This is a genomic window from Cyanobacteriota bacterium, assembly GCA_027618255.1.
Lineage (GTDB): Bacteria > Cyanobacteriota > Vampirovibrionia > LMEP-6097 > LMEP-6097 > JABHOV01.
The window spans coordinates 36,486-61,788 of record JAQCFG010000002.1 but is presented as its reverse complement, the minus strand read 5'-3'; the positions used below and the strand labels follow the sequence as shown (position 1 = coordinate 61,788).

Annotated in this window: 22 protein-coding genes; 10 read left to right on the top strand and 12 right to left on the bottom strand. The window is 40.4% G+C overall.

Going from position 1 to position 25,303, the window contains the following annotated elements:
• A partial coding sequence (locus tag O3C63_00630; protein ID MDA0771427.1) for a hypothetical protein occupies positions 1-960 on the bottom strand: 960 nt, incomplete at its 3' end.
• A 285-nt stretch (positions 961-1,245) separates the two neighbouring features.
• Between O3C63_00630 and ruvA the strand changes: the two genes are divergently transcribed.
• Positions 1,246-1,830 carry a Holliday junction branch migration protein RuvA gene (gene ruvA / locus O3C63_00625; protein MDA0771426.1) on the top strand — a complete coding sequence of 195 codons (585 nt, stop codon included), beginning with the start codon at positions 1,246-1,248 and terminating at the stop codon, positions 1,828-1,830.
• On the opposite strand, the gene O3C63_00620 is transcribed toward ruvA, so the two are convergent.
• Complete coding sequence (locus O3C63_00620; protein ID MDA0771425.1) at positions 1,827-3,116, bottom strand: beta-ketoacyl-[acyl-carrier-protein] synthase II; 1,290 nt, start codon at positions 3,114-3,116, stop codon at positions 1,827-1,829. The genes ruvA and O3C63_00620 overlap by 4 nt on opposite strands.
• 271 nt (positions 3,117-3,387) lie before the next feature.
• On the opposite strand from O3C63_00620, the gene O3C63_00615 reads away from it, so the two are divergent.
• A complete protein-coding gene (locus tag O3C63_00615; GenBank protein ID MDA0771424.1) occupies positions 3,388-4,638 on the top strand; it encodes an extracellular solute-binding protein in 1,251 nt (416 codons plus the stop codon).
• On the opposite strand, the gene O3C63_00610 is transcribed toward O3C63_00615, so the two are convergent.
• The 3 genes from O3C63_00610 to O3C63_00600 all read right to left on the bottom strand — a co-directional run bounded on the left by O3C63_00610 (position 4,583) and on the right by O3C63_00600 (position 8,618).
• On the bottom strand, positions 4,583-5,551 hold the full coding sequence (locus O3C63_00610) for a bile acid:sodium symporter family protein (GenBank protein ID MDA0771423.1): 969 nt from the start codon (positions 5,549-5,551) through the stop codon (positions 4,583-4,585). The genes O3C63_00615 and O3C63_00610 overlap by 56 nt on opposite strands.
• A complete protein-coding gene (locus O3C63_00605) occupies positions 5,538-7,193 on the bottom strand; it encodes a carbon starvation protein A (protein MDA0771422.1) in 1,656 nt (551 codons plus the stop codon). Before O3C63_00605 ends, O3C63_00610 begins: the two co-directional genes overlap by 14 nt.
• A gap of 294 nt (positions 7,194-7,487) precedes the next feature.
• Positions 7,488-8,618 (bottom strand): Fic family protein, encoded by a 1,131-nt coding sequence (locus O3C63_00600; GenBank protein MDA0771421.1) that lies wholly within the window; start codon positions 8,616-8,618, stop codon positions 7,488-7,490.
• 118 nt (positions 8,619-8,736) lie between these two features.
• Between O3C63_00600 and glf the strand changes: the two genes are divergently transcribed.
• From glf to O3C63_00580, 4 genes are read left to right on the top strand one after another with little or no spacing between them, the layout of a single operon-like run.
• Positions 8,737-9,870 carry a UDP-galactopyranose mutase gene (glf, locus tag O3C63_00595; GenBank protein MDA0771420.1) on the top strand — a complete coding sequence of 378 codons (1,134 nt, stop codon included), beginning with the start codon at positions 8,737-8,739 and terminating at the stop codon, positions 9,868-9,870.
• Positions 9,863-10,816 (top strand): glycosyltransferase, encoded by a 954-nt coding sequence (locus O3C63_00590; protein MDA0771419.1) that lies wholly within the window; start codon positions 9,863-9,865, stop codon positions 10,814-10,816. Before glf ends, O3C63_00590 begins: the two co-directional genes overlap by 8 nt.
• Positions 10,813-12,066 (top strand): glycosyltransferase family 2 protein, encoded by a 1,254-nt coding sequence (locus O3C63_00585; GenBank protein MDA0771418.1) that lies wholly within the window; start codon positions 10,813-10,815, stop codon positions 12,064-12,066. Before O3C63_00590 ends, O3C63_00585 begins: the two co-directional genes overlap by 4 nt.
• Positions 12,063-12,836 (top strand): sulfotransferase domain-containing protein, encoded by a 774-nt coding sequence (locus O3C63_00580; protein MDA0771417.1) that lies wholly within the window; start codon positions 12,063-12,065, stop codon positions 12,834-12,836. The genes O3C63_00585 and O3C63_00580 overlap by 4 nt, the downstream gene beginning before the upstream one ends.
• A 74-nt stretch (positions 12,837-12,910) precedes the next feature.
• On the opposite strand, the gene O3C63_00575 is transcribed toward O3C63_00580, so the two are convergent.
• The 5 genes from O3C63_00575 to O3C63_00555 all read right to left on the bottom strand — a co-directional run bounded on the left by O3C63_00575 (position 12,911) and on the right by O3C63_00555 (position 17,568).
• The gene (locus tag O3C63_00575; protein ID MDA0771416.1) at positions 12,911-14,161 is read right to left on the bottom strand and encodes an alpha/beta hydrolase; all 1,251 of its coding nucleotides are present in this window, start codon (positions 14,159-14,161) and stop codon (positions 12,911-12,913) included.
• Between the two features lie 21 nt (positions 14,162-14,182).
• Positions 14,183-15,145, bottom strand: a complete 963-nt coding sequence (locus tag O3C63_00570) for a sulfotransferase (protein MDA0771415.1) — start codon at positions 15,143-15,145, stop codon at positions 14,183-14,185.
• Between the two features lie 320 nt (positions 15,146-15,465).
• Positions 15,466-15,828 carry a helix-hairpin-helix domain-containing protein gene (locus O3C63_00565; GenBank protein ID MDA0771414.1) on the bottom strand — a complete coding sequence of 121 codons (363 nt, stop codon included), beginning with the start codon at positions 15,826-15,828 and terminating at the stop codon, positions 15,466-15,468.
• Positions 15,786-16,775: a Gfo/Idh/MocA family oxidoreductase gene (locus tag O3C63_00560; protein ID MDA0771413.1), complete on the bottom strand. Its 990-nt coding sequence runs from the start codon at positions 16,773-16,775 to the stop codon at positions 15,786-15,788. The genes O3C63_00565 and O3C63_00560 overlap by 43 nt, the downstream gene beginning before the upstream one ends.
• Before the next feature lie 37 nt (positions 16,776-16,812).
• Positions 16,813-17,568 carry a hypothetical protein gene (locus O3C63_00555; protein MDA0771412.1) on the bottom strand — a complete coding sequence of 252 codons (756 nt, stop codon included), beginning with the start codon at positions 17,566-17,568 and terminating at the stop codon, positions 16,813-16,815.
• A gap of 213 nt (positions 17,569-17,781) precedes the next feature.
• Here O3C63_00555 and O3C63_00550 point away from each other — a divergent pair, with 213 nt between their 5' ends.
• From O3C63_00550 to O3C63_00540, 3 genes are all read left to right on the top strand, one after another.
• Positions 17,782-18,693: an LCP family protein gene (locus O3C63_00550; GenBank protein MDA0771411.1), complete on the top strand. Its 912-nt coding sequence runs from the start codon at positions 17,782-17,784 to the stop codon at positions 18,691-18,693.
• Positions 18,690-20,060, top strand: coding sequence for a glycosyltransferase family 2 protein (locus tag O3C63_00545; protein ID MDA0771410.1), 1,371 nt, complete (start codon positions 18,690-18,692; stop codon positions 20,058-20,060). The genes O3C63_00550 and O3C63_00545 overlap by 4 nt, the downstream gene beginning before the upstream one ends.
• 232 nt (positions 20,061-20,292) lie before the next feature.
• The gene (locus tag O3C63_00540; protein MDA0771409.1) at positions 20,293-21,417 is read left to right on the top strand and encodes a hypothetical protein; all 1,125 of its coding nucleotides are present in this window, start codon (positions 20,293-20,295) and stop codon (positions 21,415-21,417) included.
• On the opposite strand, the gene O3C63_00535 is transcribed toward O3C63_00540, so the two are convergent.
• Positions 21,418-22,944, bottom strand: coding sequence for a UDP-N-acetylmuramoyl-L-alanyl-D-glutamate--2,6-diaminopimelate ligase (locus O3C63_00535; protein ID MDA0771408.1), 1,527 nt, complete (start codon positions 22,942-22,944; stop codon positions 21,418-21,420). It abuts the gene before it with no gap.
• Between the two features lie 107 nt (positions 22,945-23,051).
• Between O3C63_00535 and hisF the strand changes: the two genes are divergently transcribed.
• Complete coding sequence (hisF, locus tag O3C63_00530; GenBank protein MDA0771407.1) at positions 23,052-23,804, top strand: imidazole glycerol phosphate synthase subunit HisF; 753 nt, start codon at positions 23,052-23,054, stop codon at positions 23,802-23,804.
• A 255-nt stretch (positions 23,805-24,059) separates the two neighbouring features.
• Here the strand turns inward: hisF and O3C63_00525 are convergent, their stop codons facing one another.
• Complete coding sequence (locus O3C63_00525; protein MDA0771406.1) at positions 24,060-25,292, bottom strand: type II secretion system F family protein; 1,233 nt, start codon at positions 25,290-25,292, stop codon at positions 24,060-24,062.
• Positions 25,293-25,303: the final 11 nt, after the last annotated feature.

Here is a 25,303-nt window from a genome sequence, read left to right as displayed (position 1 = left end):
TAATAAACTATTAGATTTGGCATCAGTCTCAGTAACAACAGTACCACCATCATTACCAGTCTTAGTACCAACAAGAATTGCTTCTAACTTATCTCCACTTGGTCCAAGTGTAGCGATGTTCATAGGGTTACCAGCAGCATCTTGCGTTAATCCAGAAGTGAAGCCTGTAAGCGCTTCATCACCATGCGTACCAATTGGCTTAATGTACTTAGCAGCGACATTACCTGTTTCAGCAAGAACTCCAGTACCATCACTTGCAAGCCCTACGCCGTCAATGTTAACGATGATTGAGTTGTCTGTTATTGACTCACCAGCGTTAAGAGCAGTTAAGAAGTTAAGAACCAAACTACCAGCTGGAAGGCTTGAAGCGTTAGCACCAAAAATATCAGTACTTGCTTGTTGGTCAAGAACAGTTGCAACAATAATTTGACCGTTAGCTCCACCGCTAGGTAGAGAATTTCCAGTATTAATTGTTACGTTTCTTAAAAGATCAGAACCGTTAGATGCACCAGCAAAAACATCACCATTGACCATTGCAGCATCATCATAGCCAGCTGAAGTAAGTTTAACGAACTTCATTCCAGTAGGTGCAGCAAAACCTGCAACTCTCTGAACTTCGTTCAGGTCAGTGATGGTGTCACCATTGTTTAGGAATAACTTACCATTACCATCTGTAATGAAAGTTTGACCATTTCTCAATTGGTTACCAGCACCTTGGAGTTCATTAATTGCTCCACCATCAGCACCGAAAGTGATTTCGCCAATACCAGCTCTAATTTCAAGCTTTAGTGGGACAACATCTATATTTGAACCTTCCAAAGATACTGTTCCAGTGTCTTCAGCCAAGGTCGGCAATGTAACTCCGTTTTGATTAACAGTCGTCGTCGCGAATGCTGGACTGACCGTTGTAAAAACGAAGGATACGAGTAAGAGTAAAGAAATAATTTTTCTTAGACTCATTGTTTCTCCTTTTTTATTTCGTTTGTTCACCCTATATTCCATATAAAATTCTCATAACACAGAGGCCAAGGGATTGGACCCCGTGTATACAGGAACTATAGTCCCAGATTTCTGGCGTTGGGTCAACTGCTTTTAACAAATTTTTAAAATCATTATTTTCTTGTTTTAATTGCTTGAGTTGTAATTACGAATTAGAATTGGCTACTGGTGAGCACTTGCAAGATTGTATAAAAAGTTCCAGCTATGTGATTAAAGAATATTAATTTTGGCTATATAATAAATGACATGTTTGCATACCTAAACGGAATAGTCACTGAGCGGAATTACAACAACTCAAGCTTGATTCTTGAAGTAAATAATATTGGTTATTTGATTTTTTCTAACACAAAAACACTTGGACAAGTTACTAAGGGACAGAAACTCTCTGTGCAAATTCATACTCAGTCAAAAGAGGATGGCATCAGGCTTTGGGGCTTTATTAGTCGTGCAGAAAAAGAGTTGTTTGAATGCTTGATTAGTGTGAGTGGCGTGGGCCCGAAAGCTGCTTTAAATATATTAAACGTGCTAAATGTTGAGGAGATTATCTCTGCAGTGCTGCGCGAGAAACATGAACTACTTTGTGTTGCACCTGGAGTTGGGCAAAAGAGTGCCAAGCGAATTATCTTAGAATTAAAAACCAAATTGTCAAATGTGAAAAGGTCAGAAATTCTTGATAACGATAATAATTATGATTCGGCAGAAGACGTAAATTCCATCCTCAGTAACTTAGGATTTTCTGCAATTGATATTGATAAGAAGTTGAGCCTTGCTAGAGAGCAAGAGATTGGGGATGACGCCGAAGAGTTGGTTAGATTTTGTATAGCTAATTAGTCTGCGAATTTCTTTACGATCGCCACGGTATTATGTCCACCAAAACCAAGTGCCTGCACTATTGCGTAGTTCACCTCACGCTCTCTGGCGACGTTAGGTACATAGTCAAGATCACAGGCTGGATCTGCTTGCTGGTAGTTGATTGTTGGCGCGATAATATCATCGCGGCAAGCAAGTGCAGCAGCTGCAAGCCCTGTAGGTCCAGCTGCACCGATCATATGACCCGTCATTGACTTGGTTGAACTTACTGCAAGTTTGTAGGCGTGGTCGCCAAAGACTTTTTTGATTGCGAGGGTTTCGCGAGCGTCATTGAGCGGCGTGCTAGTTCCATGAGCGTGAATATAATCTATGCATTCGCGCTTATCAGATAATCCAGCTGAGTCTAATGCCATCTCAATTGCTCTAGCTCCGCCGCTACCGTCTTCAGCTGGTGCAGTAATGTGATACGCATCACAACTTGCACCAACGCCAACTAGCTCAGCGTAAATCTTGGCGCCACGTTTCTTGGCTATTGATAACTCCTCAAGAGTGAAAATCATCGCGCCCTCTGACATTACAAAACCATCACGACGTGCGTCAAACGGGCAGCTCGCTTCAGCGGCTGTCGTCTGGCGGCGAGAAAGTGCCGTCATATTATAAAAAGAAGAAATTGCTAATGGGTTAAGACAAGCCTCACTTCCGCCAGTCACCATAATGTCAGCTAAGCCGTTTTTGATATACCAAAAAGCATCCATCATACTATCCAGTCCAGATGCGCAAGCAGTAGAATCAGACTTGGCTCTGCCTTGCAAACCCCACATGATCCCAATATGACCTGAAGCTGCGTTAGGCATCAAACGAATAATAGATCTAAGACCTAGTGCTTTGAGTCCGCGGTTATTCAAAATCATGGTGTCATTACAAGTCGTTGAGATTCCACCAATACCGGTACCAACAAAAGTAGCGACCTTGGTTCTGTCTGTTCCGTAGTCAGCTAATTTATCAAAATCAATTCCTGAATCTTCGATTGCATACTTAGAAGCAATTACTGCAAATTGTGATACCGGATCCATGTCCTTTGTTAAACTACGAAGGATTTTACGGTCGTCATAATAATCAGCGACATTGAAGTTCTTGATTTCACCGCCAATAGTGACCGGGCAATCATAGCCCTCCATTCTTTCAGGGCTAAGCTCAGTGATACCAGACTTGCCTGCTTTGAGGCTTGACCAAAAATCCTCAAGCCCAATACCCACTGGGGTTACTGGTCCGATTCCTGTGATTACTACTCTGCGTTCGTTAGTCATGCTACAAAAGTTTCCTTTATCTCACTAACGGAACTAGTGCCTTGCACCGTTCCGACCTTGTGTGTCGACATCATTGCAATGGTAACTGATAAATAGAACCCTGAGAGTCAGCATAACTATGTTTTTATTAATGACATTGGTATCATTTAAGGACACGCTGAAAAACGAAGTTTTTCTAGTCGGGTCCATGATAAAAGGTTGTGACCGTGCAGAACACGTGTCACATAAGGCGCGAGAAAGTCTATTTTTCAGTGTATGCTTAATTGTGGCTTTGCATAAAAACACTACATTATATATATTTGTATTCTTGTGCATCGCTGCGCTACCTTTTGTTTTTGCAAAAAAGAAGAAGGATGATGCTAACAAAGTAGTCTTTTGGCAATATTGGAGCGGTACTGAAAAAAAACCACTTGAAGATCTGGTGGCAAAATTCAACTCAGAAGATCATGACTTTGAAGTTGAGATGCTGAGCATTTCGATGCCACGCAAAAAAATCCTAATGGCGATTGCAGCTGGCGTGCCGCCTGACTTGATTCATATTGATGGAGATATGGTTATTGATCTTGGCTTGCGCGGAGGCTTACTGGACTTGGGGAATGTGGACAAGGAGGATTATATTCCAATCTATCTAGAGATGCTTAATGTCAATGCTAAGCAGTATGCAATGCCTTTGATGCCAACTTGTGACGCGATGCATATTAATAAAGGATTGCTCGATCAGTATGGCTTAGCAATTCCAAAAACACTTGATGATATAGTTGCAGCTTTTGACAAAATGAATTCTTCAGATGAAATCGGCTGGCTGCCGAGCTGGCCTCCTTGGGCTGGCAAGTTCATTGTTAGTAGCTTTGGTGGCAGTTGGGGCAACGCTAATGGCGTGACGGCAAACTTGCCAGAAAATATCGCAGCATGGACTTGGGTGCAGGACAACTTTGCAAGTAAAATTCCGCGCGATAAATTAGCAGCATTTACCGAGGGCTTCCATGCTTATCAAAGTCCTGACAATCCATTTTATTCAGGACGCATAGCAATTGAAAACAGTGGTGTCTGGGAGCATAGACTTACTGGGATTTTTGCGCCGAAGATGGAAGTGGTTGTTACGCCGTTTCCGACCTTCGTAGAAGGTCGTCGCGTCGTAGCAGAGCGAAGACGGACCGGAGCAACTCTAGTAAACATCGACGCCCTTGCCATCCCTCTTAAAGCCAAACACCCCAAAGAAGCGCAAGAGTTTATCAAATGGCTACATAAACAAGAGAACCTAGAATATCTAGCTCTTGCTCAAGGCAAATTCACGCCGCTTAAAAATCATTCAGCTGAATTTTTTAGCCGACATGAAAATCCTTATATCAATATTTTTATTGAATTATCAAATAGTCCAAATGCAAGTTATTTTCCGCAAGTCGCTTTTGCAAATCGTTACAAAAGAGAAATCAATGCTGCTTACTTGAAGATGCTCAGGATGGAAGCTAGTGCTCAAGAGGTTTTGGATGAGTTGCAAGAGAAGTTCGTGCCCAATAATTAGCCAAAAGCGAACCAGCGATACAGTTCCAAGTAGCAGCAAAAATAGCTGGTACGACTGCCAGTGGACCAAAATGCACTAGGGCAAGTACCGAAGCGAGACCCGAGTTTTGCATAGAAACTTCAATTGCTATTGCTCTAAGTTGTTTGTTGTTTAAATTTGTGTCAACTAGTTTTGGTAAATAGTAACCAGCGAGCATACCAACAGCAGTCAGTAAAAATACCGCAAGCATAACCTGAAGCAAATGCGCTTGTATATTTTCAAGCATCATCACCCGCGGGCTGCCAACGGCAACCATGATCATAATAATGATGCAAACAAGTAAGACTGAACTAAGTGAGACGATGGGCTCTAGTCGCGCTTCTTGGTTTTTAATTAAAACTTTTGTACTCAAGCCTAAAACTAACGGAATCAAAACTATTTTGATTGCTGCCCAAAACAAAGCCCAAGTATCCACTTCTATCCATTGCGATGCATAAAGCCACATCATTAATGGCAACATCAATGGTGCAAGCAAGGTCGACGTGAAAGTCATTGAAACAGAAAGTGGTAAATCAGCCTTGGCGATATACACAAGTACATTAGAAACCGTACCGCCTGGGCAAGAACCTACCAAAACCAATCCTACAGCAAGTTCCGCTGATAGTCCGACTAGTCTTGCGATCAAAAAAGCTGCAAGAGGCATGATTAAATACTGAGCTGCAACTCCAAGTGCTAAACGATGAGGCTGCTTAAAAACTTTGGCAAAATCGCCAAAGCTCAAAGTCAAAGCCATTGCAAAAATCACCAAACCAAGCATATGCTCGATATATTGTTGAAGATCCTGTTGCCACTGGGCTTGAAATAAACCAAGAGTGGCAAAAATAATTATGAGGATGAAGAAATTGCGAGAAGCCAATTGACTAATTTGTTTCATTTGTCAACAAACTCCTAGTAATGTCTTTAACAATATACAACTGCAAAAATAAAACCAAAACAGCAAAAGCTGCCAGTAAATAATTGGCGTCGTGCCAGAAATCCATCACTCCCATCGTGTTTGCAATGACCGTAAGTATCGTAAGAATAATCCCTGGAATAAGTACATAGAGATTATTTGAGCCAAGCTCCATTAAAAACAGCGCCAGTATCATCAAAGCAAGTGAAGCAAGTAATTGATTAGTAGTTCCAAAGAGCGGCCACAAAGTAAAAGCGCCCTCGACTTTGGTAATGCCATCAGAGTAGACCATCATCGAGACTGTCAGCACTGCAACTAAAGAAGCAATATAACGATTGCCCAATGGTTTGAAATTAATCAGCACTGAAATCTCTTCAAGCATATATCTTTGGATACGAAATAAAGTATCAAGACTTGTAGCAGCAAATGAAATTATAATCACCGCAATAAAAGCTGCTGCAATTTCTGGACCCAAATTAAAATGAGACATAAAACTCACAGAGCCTTGCACAAAAGCGTCAAGCCCGTGACGAGAAGCATGTGCCCAAGAACCGTAATGCTCGCACCAACCCTCATTGTTTGCAAAACCAGCACTAGCTGCAATCACCGCAAGCAAAGCAAGGAAGCCCTCTAAGAGCATGCCGCCATAAGCAATTGGACGGATGTCAGATTCTTTGTTGATTTGCTTAGCGGTAGTACCACTTGCAACCAAACCATGTGCGCCGCTTATCGCGCCGCAAGCAACAGTAATAAACAAAAACGGAAACCAAGAACGCTCGGCTTCAAAATTAATCATCGGCGCAACCATCTCTGGCTTAGTTACAAAAATTCCAACAACAAGAATTCCGAGTCCCACAATAATCTGGTGAGAGTTGATATAATCGCGCGGCTGCAATAAAACCCAAACTGGCAAAACTGAAGCAATAAATGCATAGACAAGCAAAACCAAAACCCAAAGGGCAGTGGCAATACCCGGTTCAAACCAAAGAGTCAAATCTATTGGATACTTCACTCCAAGCGGGATACTTGCATACAATAAAGCAAGCGCAATCAAACTTGGCACTAGTGCGTGCAGCTTGGACCGGTACAAGATCTGTCCCATAATAAGTGCAAGAATCGAAGCGATGATAGTAGGCAAAACCGAACTTGGATAAGTCACAAAAAGTCTGGCTATCACCACCGAGAAAGCTGCCGTCACAATCCATAACAGAAAAACAATAATAAACAATAAAGCGATTTTGGATTTCTTTGGTAAAAACTGCCCGGCAACTTCAGCAAGTGACTGAGCCTTATTGCGCACCGAGAGAAACAAAATCCCCATGTCATGAACTGCACCCATAAATATATTACCTAGCACCACCCAGGTGAGCGCTGGTAGCCAGCCCCAATAGACAGCAATACAGGGACCAATGATTGGTGCGACACCAGCTATAGAGGCATAGTGATGCCCGAACAAAACCCATTTGCGAGTTGGCACGAAATCATCACCGTCTTCAAACTCATGAGCTGGGCTTTTACGACTGTCGTCTAGTTTGAATATTTTTTTAGCAAGAAAAGATGAGTAGAGGAAATAACCTAGTAGGTAGATCACCATTATTAAAGCTACAAGGAAGTCAGCACGCATAGGGGGTGAGCTTAGTATATTAGATTCTAAGTAATAACACAAGCATGGCTAAATCCCTCTACTTAAACGAAACAAGTCTAATGAATTCTGTGTCTACAACGGTCCTACTGTCTGGACAGGGCTTATTGGCGCTGTTGCCTTTGGAGATAATTCCGACTTTCAAAACAAGTCTATTAGACCTCTTTGGAAACCGAAGGTTTCGTGTAATGAGGTCTTACAAAAGACCCAAAATCGAAGATTTTGGTAGAGTTCTTTCGGACCCATTTATGGGTTTCGAAAGAACTCTATTAGTTCTTAAAAAACAAGTTGATACTTAGTATCAGAACCAGCTCCTAGTTTCTGTATAAATTCTTTGTCCGTTAAGGTCTTTAGGGATCTTTGTATCGTTCTGCGAGGCAAGTCTATGTCTAGTTCAAGATCTGAGATTTTTAATTTTGGCTTTGGATTGTTTTTAAAGCTAATGAGCACAGTCGTTGCTGACTCACTTAGTTTTTGGAGCTTTTGGTATTTAGCATGGTAGAAATGTACATCGGCAATAGCTGATTTAATAATTTTGATAAAAAACCAATGCAAAGAATCCAAGTTATAACGCTGAGGATCGGCATAAAACTTACCCAAGGAGCTTTGTTGCAATACTTTGTAGTATTGGGTCTTGTTTTTTTCAATTTGACGATCAATTGAGATATAGCTAACGACTGTTGCTAAATATTTATTGGGAGATTGCAAGAGACTAAGCAAAAACAAAGCACGCCCGAGCCTGCCATTACCATCTTGAAACGGATGAATCGCAAGAAAACGAAAAACAAACTCAGTACTAAAAAGAATTGTCCATGGATACTCTTTAATATGCAGGTTATACCATCTTACAAGTTCCACCATCGCTGTTTCAGTGATAATACCTGGGCTAGCAGGTTCCAGCACCGTCCTGTTCTCACCAGTATCATGATTGTGAGAAATAACTTTATTCTCTGAGCTTTTATACTGACCAGCGAAGTGCTGAGCTTTGGGATAATGTTGTAATAATTTATAGTGTAAGCCCCAGACAATAGTTTCAGTCAATGGATACAATTCGCGGAATTGTTGAAATACGACTTCTAATATTTCTTTACAACCAATTACCTCTTCAAGACTTCTCTCCCTGTCTTTGGAGAGCTTGTCTAAGATAAAGGATTTCTTTTCTTCAAAAGCAGTAGTCTTAGCATCTTCTTGTAATTGGGTGTCTATCCATTCAATTTGATTATCGGTGAGTACCGCATTTTCTATTCTTGTTGAGCTACCGATATTGCTAATCAGGGCTTGATGATTTAAGTAAAACTTTTCCGCTTCACTAGACTCCTCAATTAGATTGCAGGCCTTAATTAAATCAGCTTGCAAATTGTGCAATTCTACTAATAATTCTTGACTTGGTTCAGTGCTGAGTACCATCTATAGCTATTATGCCACATTGCGCCACTTGCGCAGCTAAATTGTGGCGCAATGTGGCGCGATTGTAGTTAATCAGGGTCCAATACGACCCTATACACGCTATACTTATCTGGTTCAAATGGGCAAAGACAAGCGATATCTTATAGTCGGCGCAGGCTTTTCTGGAGCAATTATTGCTCGTGAGTTAGCCGAACAGGGCTCTTTTGTCGAGGTGATTGATCAGCGTGATCATATTGCTGGCAATTGTCATAGTCAAAGAGACCAAGAGACTGGCGTGATGGTTCATAAATACGGACCGCATATTTTTCATACTGATAATCAAGAGGTTTGGGACTATGTTAATCGCTTTGATACCTTCATGCCTTATGTCAATAGAGTTAAAGCCGTAAGTCAAGGCAGGGTTTTTAGTTTGCCCATTAATTTGATGACGATTAATCAGTACTACAACAAAACCATGAGCCCAGATGAGGCGCGTGCTTGGATCGAAGAGATTGCGGATACTAGCATTGAAGACCCTGAGACTTTTGAAGAGCAAGCCATGCGTTTTATTGGTAAGGATCTTTATTATGCGTTTTTCTATGGTTATACCAAAAAACAATGGGGACTTGAGCCGCGTGAATTACCAGCAAGTATATTAAAGCGATTGCCGGTGAGATTTAATTATGATGATAATTATTTCAATCACAAAAATCAAGGCATGCCGCTTAATGGCTATAGTCACATCATCAAAGGAATTCTTGATCACCCAAATATCAGCGTCAAACTCAATACAGAGTTTGATCATGCCATGGAGAAAAACTATCAGCATGTTTTTTATAGTGGTCCGATCGATCAATACTTTGACTATAAGCTTGGTGAGCTTGATTATCGTACGCTTCGTTTTGAAGAATTGCGCGCTGATGGTGACTTCCAGGGTACTGCCGTGATCAACTATTGCGATGAAGAGGTTCCTTATACAAGAATCTCTGAACATAAGCATTTTGCTCCATGGGAAAACCATGAGAAGACAATTTACTTCAAGGAATACAGCAGTAAACACATACCAGGAGAGACTATTCCTTACTACCCAATCAGGCAAGCCAAAGAAAAAGCATTGCTTGATCAATACCTGGAACTTGCTGAAAAACAAGATGAGGTTAGTTTCATTGGCAGACTTGGTACTTACCAGTATATGGACATGGATGTCACTATTGCAGCAGCCTTAGAAGTCGCAAAAGAGTTTTTGAAAAGACCGGAGAAAGTCAATGGCTGATCAAAAAGTAGCAGCGGTCATTGTTACGTATAATAGGCTTGAGAAACTTAAACTAGCAATCTCGTCAGTCTTAGCTCAAAGCATTGACTATGTAGTTGTCGTCAATAACAAATCAACAGACAATACCAAGGACTGGCTCTCTAAGCAAACTGACTCACGCCTGATGATTCTCAATATGGAAGAGAATAGCGGCGGCGCGGGTGGTTTTTATCACGGGACTAAACATGCAACCGAAAACACTGACGCTGACTGGGTTTTGATCTATGATGATGATGCTTATCCAAGTGAAGGACTTATTGATAAATTCAGAAAGATCAAACCTGACCCGAAAGTGGGTGCAATTAGTTGTAAGGTTGTCACACCTGATGGCAAAGTGGCGGACTTTAACAGGCCAGGACTTAATCCATTTAAATCATTCAAGAGATTCATAAAGTATTTCTTTGTAAAAGACAGTCATTACTTGAGTTACCAAGAGCTTGAGAACTCAAATGACGTGACTGTAGATTACTCTAGCTTTGTTGGGTTTTTTGTTAAAACCAAAATAGTTAAAGAAGAGCTTGGCTTACCGCGCAAAGAATTATTTATCTATTGTGATGATTGGCTTTATACTCTAGAGCTTTCCAACCTTGGTTATAAAAATGCTTATCATTCTGACTTGGTTTTCTATCATGACTCAGCGACTTTTGTTGATAGTTACGATGATCAAATCTGGAAGAAGTACTATGCCTACCGCAATTCGCTGCATTTCTACAAAACCGCTGCTGGATTGTTGTTCCCGCTTGTTTTCCTTGCTAAATTAACCAGCTGGATTTTGCACTCAAGACACTACAAAAAGAAAAAAGAATATTTTGGAACTATAATCCGCGCTTGCAAAGATGGCTTCATGCTCAAGACCTTTAGTCCCGTCGTAGCAGAGCGAAGACCGGAAAAGGAGCTAGTCAGTTGAGCAACTCTGATCTCGCACTACTCTACAAAGAAAAAGACCAAGTAGCAATTCCTACTCACAATGATCCCGTGACCGTCGTCATGGTGACTTATAACAAACACAAATATATTAGAGAATTGATTCTCTCTTTTGAGCACTTGAATTACGACAGAAAACTCTTAAACATCATTGTCATAGACAACGCATCAGCAGACGGTTCTGAAGAAAAACTAAGAGCTGAGTTTGGAGATGCAATCACAGTAATTCAAACTGGCGCCAATCTTGGTGGGGCTGGTGGTTTTAATACCGGCATGCGTTACGCTATCGAGAAACTAGGTAATGATTATATTTGGCTACTGGACAATGATGTAGTAGTACACCCCAACTCTCTTAATTGGTTAATGGATACTATCAAAAAGAATCCAGATGCAGCGGCAGCTGGTTCAATGATACTCCAGCTTGATAAACCAGAACTTATTAGCGAGATTGGTGCGTTTATGGATTGGGGCAAGGCTCGAGTTGATATGCAAAATGCTGGCGAGAATTTCACAAAAATCACCGATGACTTACTGCAAGAGCGTAAGGTAGAATACTGCGCGGCAGCTTCCCTACTCAAAACCCGTAAGTCAATCACCAAGCTAGGTTACTGGGATGATTTGTTTATTCATTTTGATGATGTTGATTGGTGCTTGCGTGCTCCAAAACAGGGCATGGCAATTTACTGTAATCCAAGATCGATTGTTTTTCATGAGTCACTTCAATGCAAGCAAGCTACTTGGATTAAGTATTATAATATTCGCAATTTGCTTTATCTATACTTGAGACACAAACCTCTTGCTCTGCCTTTGGTTTTAGCTAAATTTGGTGCTTGGTCTGTATATTTATTTTTGCATGGCTACTACTCCAATGCTGGATTAGGTTTTAAAGCAATATGTGATTTCTTTCGTGGCAAAAAAGCCCAGCAGGAGTTTCCACTAGAGAAATATCAAAGCATGGATAAATTTGAAGCCAAGGACAGAATCTATATCTTCCTGAACCAAGAGAACTTAGATCAGTTTCTTGATTTAACAGGCTTAGAGATCAATGAAAATAGCAAGACTATTCTTTATAGTGATGGCTTAGTCAAAGCAATTACTCAACAATTGGATATTTTCTTTGATAAGCGAGAGCTGATTATGGATGGGGCTTTTGAGAGTAGCTTTTTCTTCCCTTGTTTTAAAAAGAAGCTCGTTGTTTATCCGGGTTACAATACTATGGTGGATAAATCATGAGACCTATTTTACTTACGACCATCCCTAAAGCCGGCACTTATTTCTTAGCTGAAATCCTCAGCGAAATTGGCGCAAAGAATAGACACCTTCACGTTGCCAAGAATCACGCAGAAAATCTTTTGCTTTTTGGAGAGGAGGTAAATAAATACACTCCCTCCAAAGCCAAAGTACCACTTAATATAGATCAAGCTCTTTATACAGTGCAAGCTGGCGAGTTTGTTTTTGGACATATCGCAAAACCGCTCTTGAATGACTTTGCTATGAAGCATTTCAAAATCATTTATTCTTTTCGCGATCACAAAGAAGCAATGCAGGCAGAGTTTTATTGGTTCCGCGAGGTGCGCCGTGATATGCAAGATGAGTTTACTCAATACAGTGACCTCAGTGCTCAAGATCATTTCATCAAGTATCTTGAAATTTTTGGACCAACAAGAGTGAAGTTGTTTAAGTTCTTAGATATGTGGAAAACGGAGCCTGGTGTAACCCAAATCGATTTTAATAAATTCAGATCTGATAGCAAATATGCTCAAGCCAAGATCATAGAGATAGCTAATGATATTGGTATCCCAGTGACTGAAGCAAGAGCAGCCGAGATACTAGATACTTGCCTAAACAAAGACACCAAGACCAAAGTCAAAAGAGATAAGTCAATAAATCTCTGGAACGCTGAAGCCAATAAGATCTACGACAAATTGCAGGGTAAACAGAAGTTTTATGATGTGGTTTATCCAATTTATTGGGCTGGCAAAAAGTTGTTACAACCGAATTAGCACCATCGTTCCAAAGAGACTTGTCGCATAATAAGGAATTATCCAGTGAGGCAACACGCAAATCGTTGCGGTTGCTATCTTTTTAAGCGACCTATTCCCTCTACTGCCGTAGAAACCTCTTGATGATTAGCATCCGGCAAATGCAACAAACTCACTGCCCTGTCATCTCGCTCTATGCCCTTAGATCTATTCACTAAAGCTCGAGCACGCTGGTAATTAGCTTCAGTATGCCATCTTGGAATAAGTTCATCGCTGGTGCCTTGCTCGCCTTCAATATTTGCTAAGAAGTCCATAGACTCAACATAGGGATAAACAAAATCCAAATTATCATGGTGACTGATTGGTTTGTCCCTGACAGCTGCCCAAACAGGATATTGCAATAAGCCACCGATCAAAGGTATAGTCTTCTTGACTCGCTCTCTAGCGATTGCACCAAGATCCTTGAAAGGACAGCGCAAATCTAATTTACCCCAATGCTCCTTGGCATCAACTACAGCAAGCCGCTTGACCCGCAAAGCAAGAGCGTTGATCAGAGCGTCAACTCCCAAAGAACAAGCAGTGAAATTAATATCTTCGGGTTTATATTTTTTCTCAAGAATCAAGACATTAATCGCCGCATCAATATCATCAGCCATAGAATCCTGACTAGGCTGATATCCCATCATATTGGTGTCATAACCACGATAGCTCAATAGCAAAATGTCATCTCCTTCAAGGTATGCTTGGTGCAAAGCAACCTCGCTCATATAACCAATGCCACCACTACGGCCAGGACAATAAACAAACACTTTCTTCTTTCCTGTCTCAATTGGTGATTGAATATAAATTGCTTTTATATGATTTTGCGGCTTCGCTGTGCTTAATTGAGTTCTATCTTTAAATTTGATCTTTACAGGCTTGATATTTTCTATCCCCTGCTCATAGAGATATTGCAAAACTGACTGCGGATCTTTGTCTTTCAGATCCAAATCTTCTCGCGCTCTGAGCTTGGCCATCTTTTCGGGCTGGAAAGTACCATTCTGCAAAAGCTTATCGACTGGTCTTGTGAGCCATTGCATGGTAGAAGCTGGTAACAAACCCAAGATTTTTTTGCGGGGTATTTTTTCTACCGGGCAGTAAGAATCCAGCCACCAATAGCGCTCGGTTGGTTTTAAAATATATTCTTCAGAATCAACAGAAAAAGACTGCGGTCTGTTTGCAATTTGCAGTGCCTGATCTCTTGGTAAACGGTTTATACGATCAGGACTCAAGTCTTGGATTCTCCGAGCGCTATTCTTTTGAGTTTGCGGACTTGATCCTAGTTGATCGCCTACTCTTTTAATCATTTCGTTATTATTGTAACATGATTAACTGAGTGCAACTTGTTGATTTGCCAACATTGGGGCAATACGCTCAAGCGCCTCTTGGTTCTTCTTCCACTTATCCTGCTTTGGTTTTTCAAACATTGAAGTGCTGACTACAGGCGGCTTCTCAGCGTATTGCTGGAGCTTGCCTTCATAAGGAACTTCAATAAAATCAGTAATTGATTTAACAGTAGTTGCTGGATCAGAGACCAAATCTTCATACTTCACTTTAATTACTCTAGAAGAGTCCAACTGATCAAGATCACGAAGAGCATATTGATTTGATTGAATCCATTGATGCGCGCATGTTTCTTCAAGAGATTTACCGTTAAATTCTCTCCAGCCAGGTGGCAAAACATACTCCCACTTAACATAGTCAAAATTGCTCATCTTAAAATCACTGTCATCAAGCTGAGGGAAACGTTGATGATTAATCCAGGAAGCGTTCTTGCGCCAGCCTTCCATGAGTGAACTGATATTGGCGTTGGCTTCTCTTTGTATAAAAACAAATCGTGCATCAGGAAATAATTGATTCATAAAAGCTACTCGAAAACAATTGCGCGGAGTTTTTTCAAGTAGCCGGTAATCTCCAACAAAAACATCTTTGACAAATGCATTCCATAATTTAAGTGGACCCACCAATGGGTTTGGAATCGGCAAGTGATGAGTTAAGCCTCTGATTTTGAGGTGATTAATAATCCAATAAGAAAGTGCTTCATTATTGACACTATATTTATTAAATTGATCCAAAAGATATTCTTTGAGCTCCGGAGTCATATCACCAGTTGTCAAACTATCATCAAGTGCAATTGGATTAAGCAAGCCCTTGTGATAAGCGCCTTTGATGACATTCCAGCTCTCTCGATAAAGCGTAAACAATTCCTTACTTTGATTAAGGATATTAAATAGCATCGTTGTCCCTGAACGGGGGCAGCCGATGATTATAACTGGGTCTTTGATCGCCATTCTGGCTATTTTAGCATGGGAAACAAACCATTATGACTGCCAATTCAACTTCTAGTACCGAAGCATCAGCTCAAACAAATTTTCAAAAAAGCAATCTCGCAAAGTCAGCAGCTTCTACGAAGCTGAGCTCTATTCACTTTGCTACAAAACCTTTTTTGAGGAATTGTTTTAGCGATGCTTCTATAATTAATACCTGGGACAATAGACTTGTTTCAGAATGTTCAAGAGCAAGGCTTGCGAGAACCCGAAGGGTTTACCCGAAGTTTGCTCTAGCAAATAAGGGTGAGCATAACACAGCTATTGGACATTCTGGGACAAGTCTACTGTACTTCAAGAGTTATAAATTCACTAAGCACTTGATACTTCACTTCACCAATCCCTGACACCCTCTTCAATTCCTCAATGGCATTAAAGCGCCCATTAGCAGCGCGATCATCAACAATGCGCTGAGCTAAAGTAGGACCGATACCTGGTAGATTTTCGTACTCACGCCAATCAGCAAGGTTGAGATTAATTTTATAAGCCTTAACAAGATCAGACTTGGGTTCAATCATGTAGTGTTCAAATTTGTAATCACGACTAAAATAAATGCCAATACTAAAAGTAATGCCAAACAACAAAATCCACAAAGCTAGCTTTTTCATGCTGGACTCAGAGTCCCAACGCACATCATTTTTTGGCATCGTTCTAAAGTTCTAACAATTTGAGAGCCGTTATTACCATCGCTGGTTGGCACCGCTTTGTTTTCAATACAGTCAAGAAAATGCTTACACTCAAGTCTCAGTGGTTCATCATTAGAATAAACTGGTTTCTCTACAGTCAAGGAACCATCAGCGTTACGACTATAAATTTCTAGTTTGTTTTCTTTAAAGACATCATTGAGCACGGCTGTTTTTTTGCTGCCGTTAACAGTTAAGAGAGCTTGTTTTTGAGGATCTAGCCAACTGTTATGGATATGAGCACCGATATTGTTGGGAAAGAGCATATCCAGATGAACAACATCAATCACTCCATCATCATCACTAGCCCAAGCGCGAGCAGCAAGAACATCTGTGGGTTCAGCAGAAAGTATATAAGACATCATTGAAAGATCATGCGGCGCAAGATCCCACATCACGTCAGAATCATTTCTATGATTAGGATTAAAATTACGTCTATCAGAATTGAGATAATTAATTTGTCCAAGCTCACCGGATTCAATTAGGCTTTTGAGTTTATTTACAGCTGGATGGTACAAAAGCAAATGTCCAACCATCAAAACAATATCCCTTTCTTGAGCGATACTATGTAGCTCTTCAGCTTCACTAAAGTTTTGTGCCAATGGTTTTTCTACATAAACATTCTTGCCAGCAAGTAAAGCCTTACGAGCTAATTGATAATGAGTACTTGCCGGTGTTGCAATAACCAAACCATCGATATCATCTCTTGCAAGCAGCTCATCGATAGAATCAGTGACTTCTACGCCACGGTAATTATTCTTAATGTATTCAACAGTGCTAGGATTTTGATCACAAACATATGACAGAACCCCAAGCTCGCTAAAATTGCGAACTAAGTTCTTACCCCAATGACCACAACCTACGACAGCAATCTTCATTTGAATCTCCTGAAACTCCTTTCTGACGCTCAACGCTGCTAATCATAGCATTATGCGCGAATCCGTAATACTATATAATATTGAAACTAATGGTATTACTCTTGTATTCCGTACCCCTTTCAAAATAAAGAGTATAAGTACCTTTCTTCATTTTTTTGTCAGTTGCAAAAAATAATTGGACGCCTTCTTTACCTCGTTCCAATTTCAGAATTTCCATTGTTTCTAATTCTTTAGTTTCTGCAGATTTGTAAAAAACCTTAATTGCCTCTTGATCTTCACCTATCTTGTCAACATTAATGGAGAACTCATCACCCGCTTTAACTTCAAGAGCATCCTTGCCAGGAATAATCGACGGTGGAAAGACTTGCGAGCCTTCAATAAAATAATCACGAATCACAGAACTGTTATTGATATGCAATCTACCTTCAAGAATATTCTGAATCTCAGTTGTCCTGATTAAACCATCAAACTCAAAGCTCTCTTCCAGACTAGTATAGAGGTTCTGGTCCTTGTGAAATAAAACATTCCAAGAGTCTTTATTGTTACCATCAGTACGCCAAAAAAATCTTTGGCTGTTGTTATGCATTTGCAAAACACCGATGCCATCTTTTAGATCCATTGACTTTGGTAGAAAAGTGACTTTGATAGCTTCTGATATTTCAGCAGCTTCTCCGTTAGTGATCAATTTAGCTGTACCCGGATAATCACCAGGCGGGAAATCGACAACAGAAGTATCAAACCCAAGCATTTTCTTAATATCAATACAAGAACTTAAGCTGCATTGAATTATAAGTAATATCGCAATTAATTTCAGAACAGAATTCATTCTTTATCATTATATACGCATAAAGCTTCATGTGAAAGTGTACTGTCTTTCATAAGGATGCACTAAAAATGCAAAGTCTCAACCCTTATCTGTCACGTGCTCTGCACGGACAGAACCTTTTTTCATGGACCCGACAAGAAAAACTTCGTTTTTCAGCGTGTCCATACGCAACAAATTCTAGTTCTAAGTCTTGGCTGCTGTTAAACTATTTGAGTGAAACGAAGTCACATCATTTTAATTCTTCTTGGCTGCATTATGTTATTAACTGCTAGTTATTTCCTTTATTGGGAAGAAAATAAGATTACACCAGATCAACCAATCCAGCAAATTGATAAACCAGACGCTATCAAACTTGAAAAGCAGCTTAACATCATGATATTAGGAGCCGATTCTCTAATTCCAGGCAAACTAGAAGGTTGGAACGGCAGGTCTGATGTCATTGTAGTTGCCAATTTTAATCCTTTTACCAAACAAGTCTCCATCATTAGTATTCCGCGAGACACTTACATAGAGCTCAAAAAACACAAAGATATTCATAGAATCAATTCCGCCAATCAACTTGGCGGTTACAAACTCAGTAAGCGAGTGGTTCAAAAACTTTTGGGGTTAAAAATCGATCACGTAATTGTCTTTAGTATGAAATCAGCTATCGAATTATTAGAAACCATTGGACCTGTTAAAATTTTTGTGCCCGTTGATATGCAGTATCACGACTCCAAAGCTGGCTTACATATCAACATTAAAGCAGGCTTACAAAAATTAAAAGGTGCACAAATTATGAACTTCTTGAGATATAGGAATATCGACAAGGGGGATATTGGGCGTATAGAAAGACAACATATTTTCTTTAGAGCAGCACTCAAACGCCTCTCCGAACCAGCAATGATCTTTAAAATGCCTAGTGTCTTACTCAAAGCAGGTCAAACCTTTACTACTGACTTAAGCTTCAGGGAGTTATTTGAACTAGGAACTTTGCTAAGATCTTTATTACCAAGCTCAGACAATAAAGAAGATGCCTGGGATTTCAAAAGCTACATAGTACCAGGCAACTTCAGCAGTGACGGCTCTTGGTTACCAAAATATCCAGAACTCAAAGCTATGGTGAAAGAAATCAAACAACAATGAAAATACTCAAAAAAAACAAATCACGCAAATTAAGAATCTTCAATTTTTGGCGAGGAAACAATAAAGATCGTTTTGCACTATTTGGAATTATTGCTGGCATCTGGCTTCTCATTAAAGCGCTTGAGGAATTACTACCAAATAAATATCTCGACAAGTTACCTTCTGATGTGTCTTTGACTCTACTGGGCATGATGATAATGCTAATGATCTTCCATGCAATTTTTATTTTTGTTGCACAGTATCATAGACGTCGTAATCCGCGTGAATTAAGTGGGTCTTATAAGCCAAGTATTGATATTTTCATTTCTGCGCACAATGAAGAAACTGTAATTGCTGCAACCCTCGATAGATTACTGCAACTTAGTTATACAAACTTGCAAATTTATATAATCAACGATAGGAGCCAAGACAAAACTCAAGAAATCATTGACTCTAAAGCGAAAAGCTCCAATGGTAAGATCATTGCCATTAATAGACCGCAAGATGCTTTCCCGGGCAAGGCTGCAGCACTCAACGATGCGCTCAAGGTCTCTCAGGGAGAGGTAATCCTTGTGCTGGATGCTGATGCCGTAATCAAAGAAGGCTTCATCGAGAATATTGTTGCCTATCTAGATGATCCACTAGTTGCAGCCGTCCAAGCACAAAAAGTAATTTCTAATCCGGAAGCAAATTTGCTAGCACGCCAGCAACTCCATGAATATGCAATGGATACTTATTTACAAATGGGCAGAGATAGTATTCGCGGCTCTGTCGAATTACGCGGCAATGGACAATTGATTAAACGAGAAGCGCTTGAAGATGTTGGTGGTTGGAACGAAGAAACTATTACCGACGATCTTGATCTTTCTACTTGCCTGCACGTCAATGGTTGGGACATTCGTTTTAGTCCGGAGAACCAAGTCTACGAGGAAGCCGTAACCACACTTGATGGTTTTATCAAACAGCGTCGTCGCTGGGCTGAAGGTAGCATGAGAAGATATCTCAATTATTTTTTACAACTGCTCAAACCAGGTAATTTAACTTTGAATCAAATCTTTGATACTTTATTTTTCTTAGGAGAATTCAGTATTCCTCTTTGGTTATCATTAGATGTGATTTATGAAGTGATTCGTTTTGCCAATGGACGTGAGACCTATCTGACTTCATTAATGTATTTAAGTATCTGCTTAACGATCATTATTGGTGTTTCGATGTTTAATGGTTTGCGTATATATAAAGAACAAAAAGTCTTGGAAGCTCTTGGTAATACCATAGTGGGAATCACTTACATTCTACTGAGCTGGAATCTCATAATCATGATGACTTATCGCAAGATACTCTTTAGCAGGAGTGTTGGGACTTGGGCAAGGAGTCCCAAACTAGGTTAGAGAGTTGTCGGGTAATGCCCAATAGCTGCGTTACGCTCGTCCTCATTTATAGTAATAAACTTCGGATAAACCCTTCGGGCTCGCAAGCCTTGCTATTGAACATTACACAACAACTCTACCCTATATCAACGCCAGGGTTTATGTCGTTGATATACCCCCCTGGGGTATATCAACAATAGCGGAGGACTTTTTTGCTAATATTAGATTGCGTACATACGCATAGACACAATAAGTGGAAACAACAAATACAAGAAGCCTTGAACCGGTTTCTAATACGATTATTGGCCCTGCAACAGAGCCAAATAATAGTATTGGGCAAACCGTGGCAGAGGCTAATATTCCTCCAGAGACTCACTCAGCAGAGCAAAGTCAGGCGCAAGCTATGTTCAAATTGGCTGCAATAAATCAACAGCCATTACAAGAAACTACTAAGGACGTCAAACAAGACAATGGAACCCTTGCTTACATACGCAAAAATTATCCTTCATGGTTCAATTGGTCAACAATGATCCTTCATACTCTCGGTGCGATGCTACCTTTTGTTTCTGTAGTACCACAAAATGTCAGTAAAGCAGTTAAAGATTTTGCTATTAAATTCTCTCGCTATGGAATATCTGCAGTAAAAATTCACACTGGTCTTGAAGCCCTCAGTGGCAAAAGAATGTATGAAGCAATTGCAAGAGTCCTGCCAGCATTTATTATTCCAGGACTCAAGCTACCATTTTTTAATTTCCACTTAGCTTACGGTTTATCCTCAGGAATCAACGTAGTGCTTGAACATATGAACGATAGAATTGGTGAACTCAGTAAAGATGATAGTGTCAAAACCAACAATAAAAAAGTAATTGATGGTTTCAAATCAATGCTTCATGATCTTATCAACGGTGTGCATATCAAAGAGAGAACCAAACTAGGACTAGCTTTAGGGGGCGGCGCGGCAATGATTGCCGGTACAGTTCCGGCATTACTCTTTGCTCGAGATAGCCTGAATTCATGGGCATCCAAGCTCTTTGGTTCAGTCAGAGCCATAGGTGGCCTGATGGGCGATCTGAGTATCATTTTATTCTCATCAAAAACCGATCCAGAAGAGAAGCGTAAAGAACAACTAGTTGGATCTTTCTATCTAATCCCAAGCATGATGGACTTCATGCAGAGATGGATTACTCAAAGCTCAGACGCTAATGAAATCTTTAATCATGCCAAGACAGCACTCAATACAATTGCTGAAGTGCTATGGTCTAGTCTTTCTACTGATAGAAACATAAAACAAGCTAGCGCGGGAGATGGGAATGGGGAGAAGGGCATAGGGAAGAGGGTAACTAATCGAAACAATATTCATATGGCACAGGCAATTTAATTAACTACACATCCCTATTCCCTTCCTTACTTCTTCTCTATCATCAAAATGAATTGTCTCAGTTCTAAGTATTTGATAGTCCTCATGTCCCTTACCAGCAACCACCAATACATCTCCCTGCCTAGCTTCTGCAACGGCAGCTTGAATTGCCTGTCGCCTATCAGCAATGACTTTGACTTTATTCAAATCAGGAATCCCCGTTAATATATCCGCAATGATTTGATCTGGATCCTCACTACGCGGGTTGTCCGAAGTCACATAAATATAGTCAGCCAAGTCATAAGCAATCGTGCCCATCTTAGGACGCTTGGTGATGTCTCTATCACCGCCACAACCAAATAAACAAATCAATCGTGAGTCGTTAGCATGATCCACCAAGCCTCTTGCTCCTTGAAGTACATTCAATAATCCATCAGGGCTATGAGCATAGTCAACGACACAGGTAGGACTAGTTTCAGTTTGAATTACTTCAAAACGTCCAGCCACAGGTGGAATCTTTGCAAGTTGTTTTTGAATATCTTCAAACTTGATTCCTTCCTCAAGTGCAACTGCAATTGCAGCCAGTGAATTATAAACATTAAACTGACCGTTAAGTTGCAAAGCCACTTCGCCGAGCCTATTGCCCTTGGCAACTACGGTATAGCTCATACCAGCTGCGTTATATTCGATAGACTTGTTTTGAAAGTCGGAATTATCTCCAAAGGCAACACGCGCATTCCGCGCGGTTGCTACCTTTTTTTGAGCGACCTGTACATCGAAACTGTGTTTCGAAACAGGTCTAATATCAATCGCCTGATAATCAGCATCTGCATTCAGCGCGAAACTAAAACTTGTTAAAGAACCTAGTTTATTTTTGAAACGCTCGTAATATTCATCATCGGCATTGAGCAGCACATACTCGCTGACTTGCTTGAACAGTTTGGCTTTCGCTTCAAAATAGTTATCCATGGTCACGTGATAATCCAAATGATCTTGAGTTAGATTAGTTATCACAGCCGCCTTGTATTGAAGTCCAGCGACACGTTTTTGTTCAAGTGCGTGAGAACTCACTTCCATTGCCAGATATTTAAAGTTGTGATTAACAAGATCAGCCAGTATTCGATAAATCTCTTTAGACTGAGGCGTAGTATTACCAAGATCGTCATAATCCGCTTTAGCAGAAGTTTTGAGGCCCATGGTTCCAAGCAAAGCGGTCTTTGGCAAAAGCTCTTGCAAAAGATGCGTCATAGTAGTTTTGCCATTAGTACCAGTAACTGCAATCAAGTCAATCGTTTGATCTGGCTTGCCGTAAAAGTCAGAACTAAGTCTAGCAAGCTCTTGACGAGAGTCTTCAACAACACAAAGCTCTATCCCCTCTGGCACAGTAATTTGTTTTTCAGCAATAATTAAAACTGCTCCTTTATTTATTGCAGCTTTAATATAATCATGACCATCAACATCATCACCAATAATTGCAACAAAGATAGAACCTGGACTCACTTGTCGTGAATCGTAGTGGATATCTGTGTATTGTCCAAGATCCTTCATTAGTATTCATTATAGCAAGACCAAAGAATAGCTGCCTCAACTTCAATTTGCGGCACCGTAGTATAGCCAAAACAAATTTCAAAACAAGCAAATGATATACTAGGGTGATGCTAAGCAAACGCATCATCCCATGCCTAGACGTAGATAAAGGAAGAGTAGTCAAAGGCACCAACTTTGTAGAGATTCGTGACGCCGGTGACCCAGTGGAACTTGCAGCTCACTACTACAAGGAAGGCGCTGACGAGCTTTGCTTTCTTGATATCACCGCAAGCCACGAAGAGCGCAAAGCAACTTATAAAATCATCGAAGCAACAGCCAATCAAGTATTTATTCCACTCACGGTTGGTGGTGGTGTCAATAGCTGCGACGATGTAGCCAAGCTCTTACAAGCCGGCGCCGACAAGGTAGGTATCAACTCTGGTGCAGTGCGCAATCCACAACTTATTAAAGAAGCCGCTGATCACTTTGGCTCACAGTGTGTGGTAATTGCAATCGATGTTAAACGTGTTGGTAAGTCCTGGAATGTTTTTGTTCGTGGTGGTCGTGAAGACACTGGACTTGATGCTCTTGAATGGATCAAACAAGTCACTGATCTTGGGGCTGGTGAGATCTTACTGACTAGTATGGATGCTGACGGCACCAAAGCTGGTTACGACCTTGATATTACTGCTAAAGCAGCTCGCTTAGTTAATATCCCAGTGATTGCAAGTGGTGGTGCTGGCAATTGCAAAGATATCATAGATGCATTTAACGTAGGTGCTGACGCCGCCTTGCTCGCCTCATTATTACATTACAAAGAATTGACTATTGCTGAGATTAAACAGAAGATGTTGGAAGCTAAAATATCGACTCGTTGCTGATATAACCATAACGCTGCATTTCATATTCTTCCGGACTAATACCTGCTGCTGCGGCATCTCTTCAAATAAGCCTTGCCCTAGTATTATGAAAAAAGGTTCTGCCCGTACAGAGCACGTGACAGATAAGGGTTGAGACTTTGTATTTTTCAGTGAATCCTTAAAGGAACTGAGTCCGATAATTGGGTGACGAAGTCACCTTGCATGGGAAACCCAAGTCTAAGTCAAAAAGCATGAGTTGCTTTTTGAACGTAACTACTACTGTATCGTCTTAATCACATTAAAGATTGGCAAGTACATCGCAACAAGAATAGTACCAACGATACCACCAAGCACAACAATAAAAATTGGTTCCATCAATGCAGTGAGTGACTCAACAGCGGTATCAACTTCATCATCATAAAAATCAGCAATCTTAGAAAGCATAGTTTCTAATTCACCAGACTCTTCACCAATTGCAACCATTTGAGTTACCATCGGCGGAAAAATATCAGACTTGGCAAGTTGAGTTGAAATTTCCCCACCCTCTTGCGTCTCTGCTTTTATTTCTTCTACAACACGCTCCAGCACAGCATTGCCGGCTGATTCTTTAACAACTTCAAGCGCTGTAATAATGGGCACTCCAGATTCAATTAAGGTTCCAAAGGTGCGAGTAAATCTAGCAACCGCAACTTTGCGAAAAATATCTCCAAACACCGGTAGCTTGAGAGTTAAATTATCCAGCGTGTATCTTCCGTTAGGAGTTTCATACCAAGATAGAATTGCGTTATAAATAAACCAAACGATCACTCCAACCAAGAGTATCCAAGGTGAGCGTATAAAATTACTTGCGTCAATAAGTAGTTGCGTGAAGGCAGGTAGATCACTACCAGTACTTTCAAAAATCGCAGAAAACTTCGGCAAGATGAAAGTCAACATCACCCAAACAACAATCGTAGAAATAATCAAAACCGAAATTGGATAAGTCATTGCTGTTTTAACTTTGTGAGTCAATTTACTTCTTGATTCAAGGAAACCAGCTAATCTATTAAGTACTTTGTCGAGTACACCACCAGCCTCACCAGCCTTAACCATCGAAACATAAAGTCGATCAAAAGCTTCTGGGAATTTACCCAAAGACTCCGAAAGTGGAATACCTTGTTCAATATCCATCTTAACTTCTTCAAGCATTTTTACTAATCGTGGATTTTCTGTTTGATCAATCAAAACTGTGATCACACGAAGCATCGCAATACCAGCTTCAATCATCGAAGCAAACTGTCGAGAAAAAATCACCATGTCTCTAAGTTCAATCTTTTTCTCAAAGAAGCCTGGCCCTTCTCGTTTCTTTGCACCCGAACCCGTTTTCTTCGAGCTCAATGAAGTGATATTTATCACCCAAAGTCCTTGCTTCTTCAGCGAGAACTTGGCAAGCTCAATATTATTGGCTTCTATCTGACCAGATTTAGTTGCTCCCTTGGCGGTTCTTGCTAAATATTTGTAATTATTCATGTATATACAAA

Excerpts from the sequence above, each read along its gene's own strand:
- O3C63_00580 (MDA0771417.1), top strand. The coding sequence starts at position 12,063 with ATGAGACCTATTTTACTTACGACCATCCCTAAAGCCGGCACTTATTTC.
- glf (MDA0771420.1), top strand. The coding sequence starts at position 8,737 with ATGGGCAAAGACAAGCGATATCTTATAGTCGGCGCAGGCTTTTCTGGA.
- O3C63_00535 (MDA0771408.1), bottom strand. The coding sequence starts at position 22,944 with ATGAAGGATCTTGGACAATACACAGATATCCACTACGATTCACGACAA.
- O3C63_00555 (MDA0771412.1), bottom strand. The coding sequence starts at position 17,568 with ATGAATTCTGTTCTGAAATTAATTGCGATATTACTTATAATTCAATGC.
- ruvA (MDA0771426.1), top strand. The coding sequence starts at position 1,246 with ATGTTTGCATACCTAAACGGAATAGTCACTGAGCGGAATTACAACAAC.
- O3C63_00525 (MDA0771406.1), bottom strand. The coding sequence starts at position 25,292 with ATGAATAATTACAAATATTTAGCAAGAACCGCCAAGGGAGCAACTAAA.
- O3C63_00570 (MDA0771415.1), bottom strand. The coding sequence starts at position 15,145 with ATGGCGATCAAAGACCCAGTTATAATCATCGGCTGCCCCCGTTCAGGG.
- O3C63_00575 (MDA0771416.1), bottom strand. The coding sequence starts at position 14,161 with ATGATTAAAAGAGTAGGCGATCAACTAGGATCAAGTCCGCAAACTCAA.
- O3C63_00590 (MDA0771419.1), top strand. The coding sequence starts at position 9,863 with ATGGCTGATCAAAAAGTAGCAGCGGTCATTGTTACGTATAATAGGCTT.
- O3C63_00565 (MDA0771414.1), bottom strand. The coding sequence starts at position 15,828 with ATGCCAAAAAATGATGTGCGTTGGGACTCTGAGTCCAGCATGAAAAAG.
- O3C63_00610 (MDA0771423.1), bottom strand. The coding sequence starts at position 5,551 with ATGAAACAAATTAGTCAATTGGCTTCTCGCAATTTCTTCATCCTCATA.
- O3C63_00605 (MDA0771422.1), bottom strand. The coding sequence starts at position 7,193 with ATGCGTGCTGACTTCCTTGTAGCTTTAATAATGGTGATCTACCTACTA.
- O3C63_00600 (MDA0771421.1), bottom strand. The coding sequence starts at position 8,618 with ATGGTACTCAGCACTGAACCAAGTCAAGAATTATTAGTAGAATTGCAC.
- O3C63_00545 (MDA0771410.1), top strand. The coding sequence starts at position 18,690 with ATGAAAATACTCAAAAAAAACAAATCACGCAAATTAAGAATCTTCAAT.
- O3C63_00620 (MDA0771425.1), bottom strand. The coding sequence starts at position 3,116 with ATGACTAACGAACGCAGAGTAGTAATCACAGGAATCGGACCAGTAACC.
- hisF (MDA0771407.1), top strand. The coding sequence starts at position 23,052 with ATGCTAAGCAAACGCATCATCCCATGCCTAGACGTAGATAAAGGAAGA.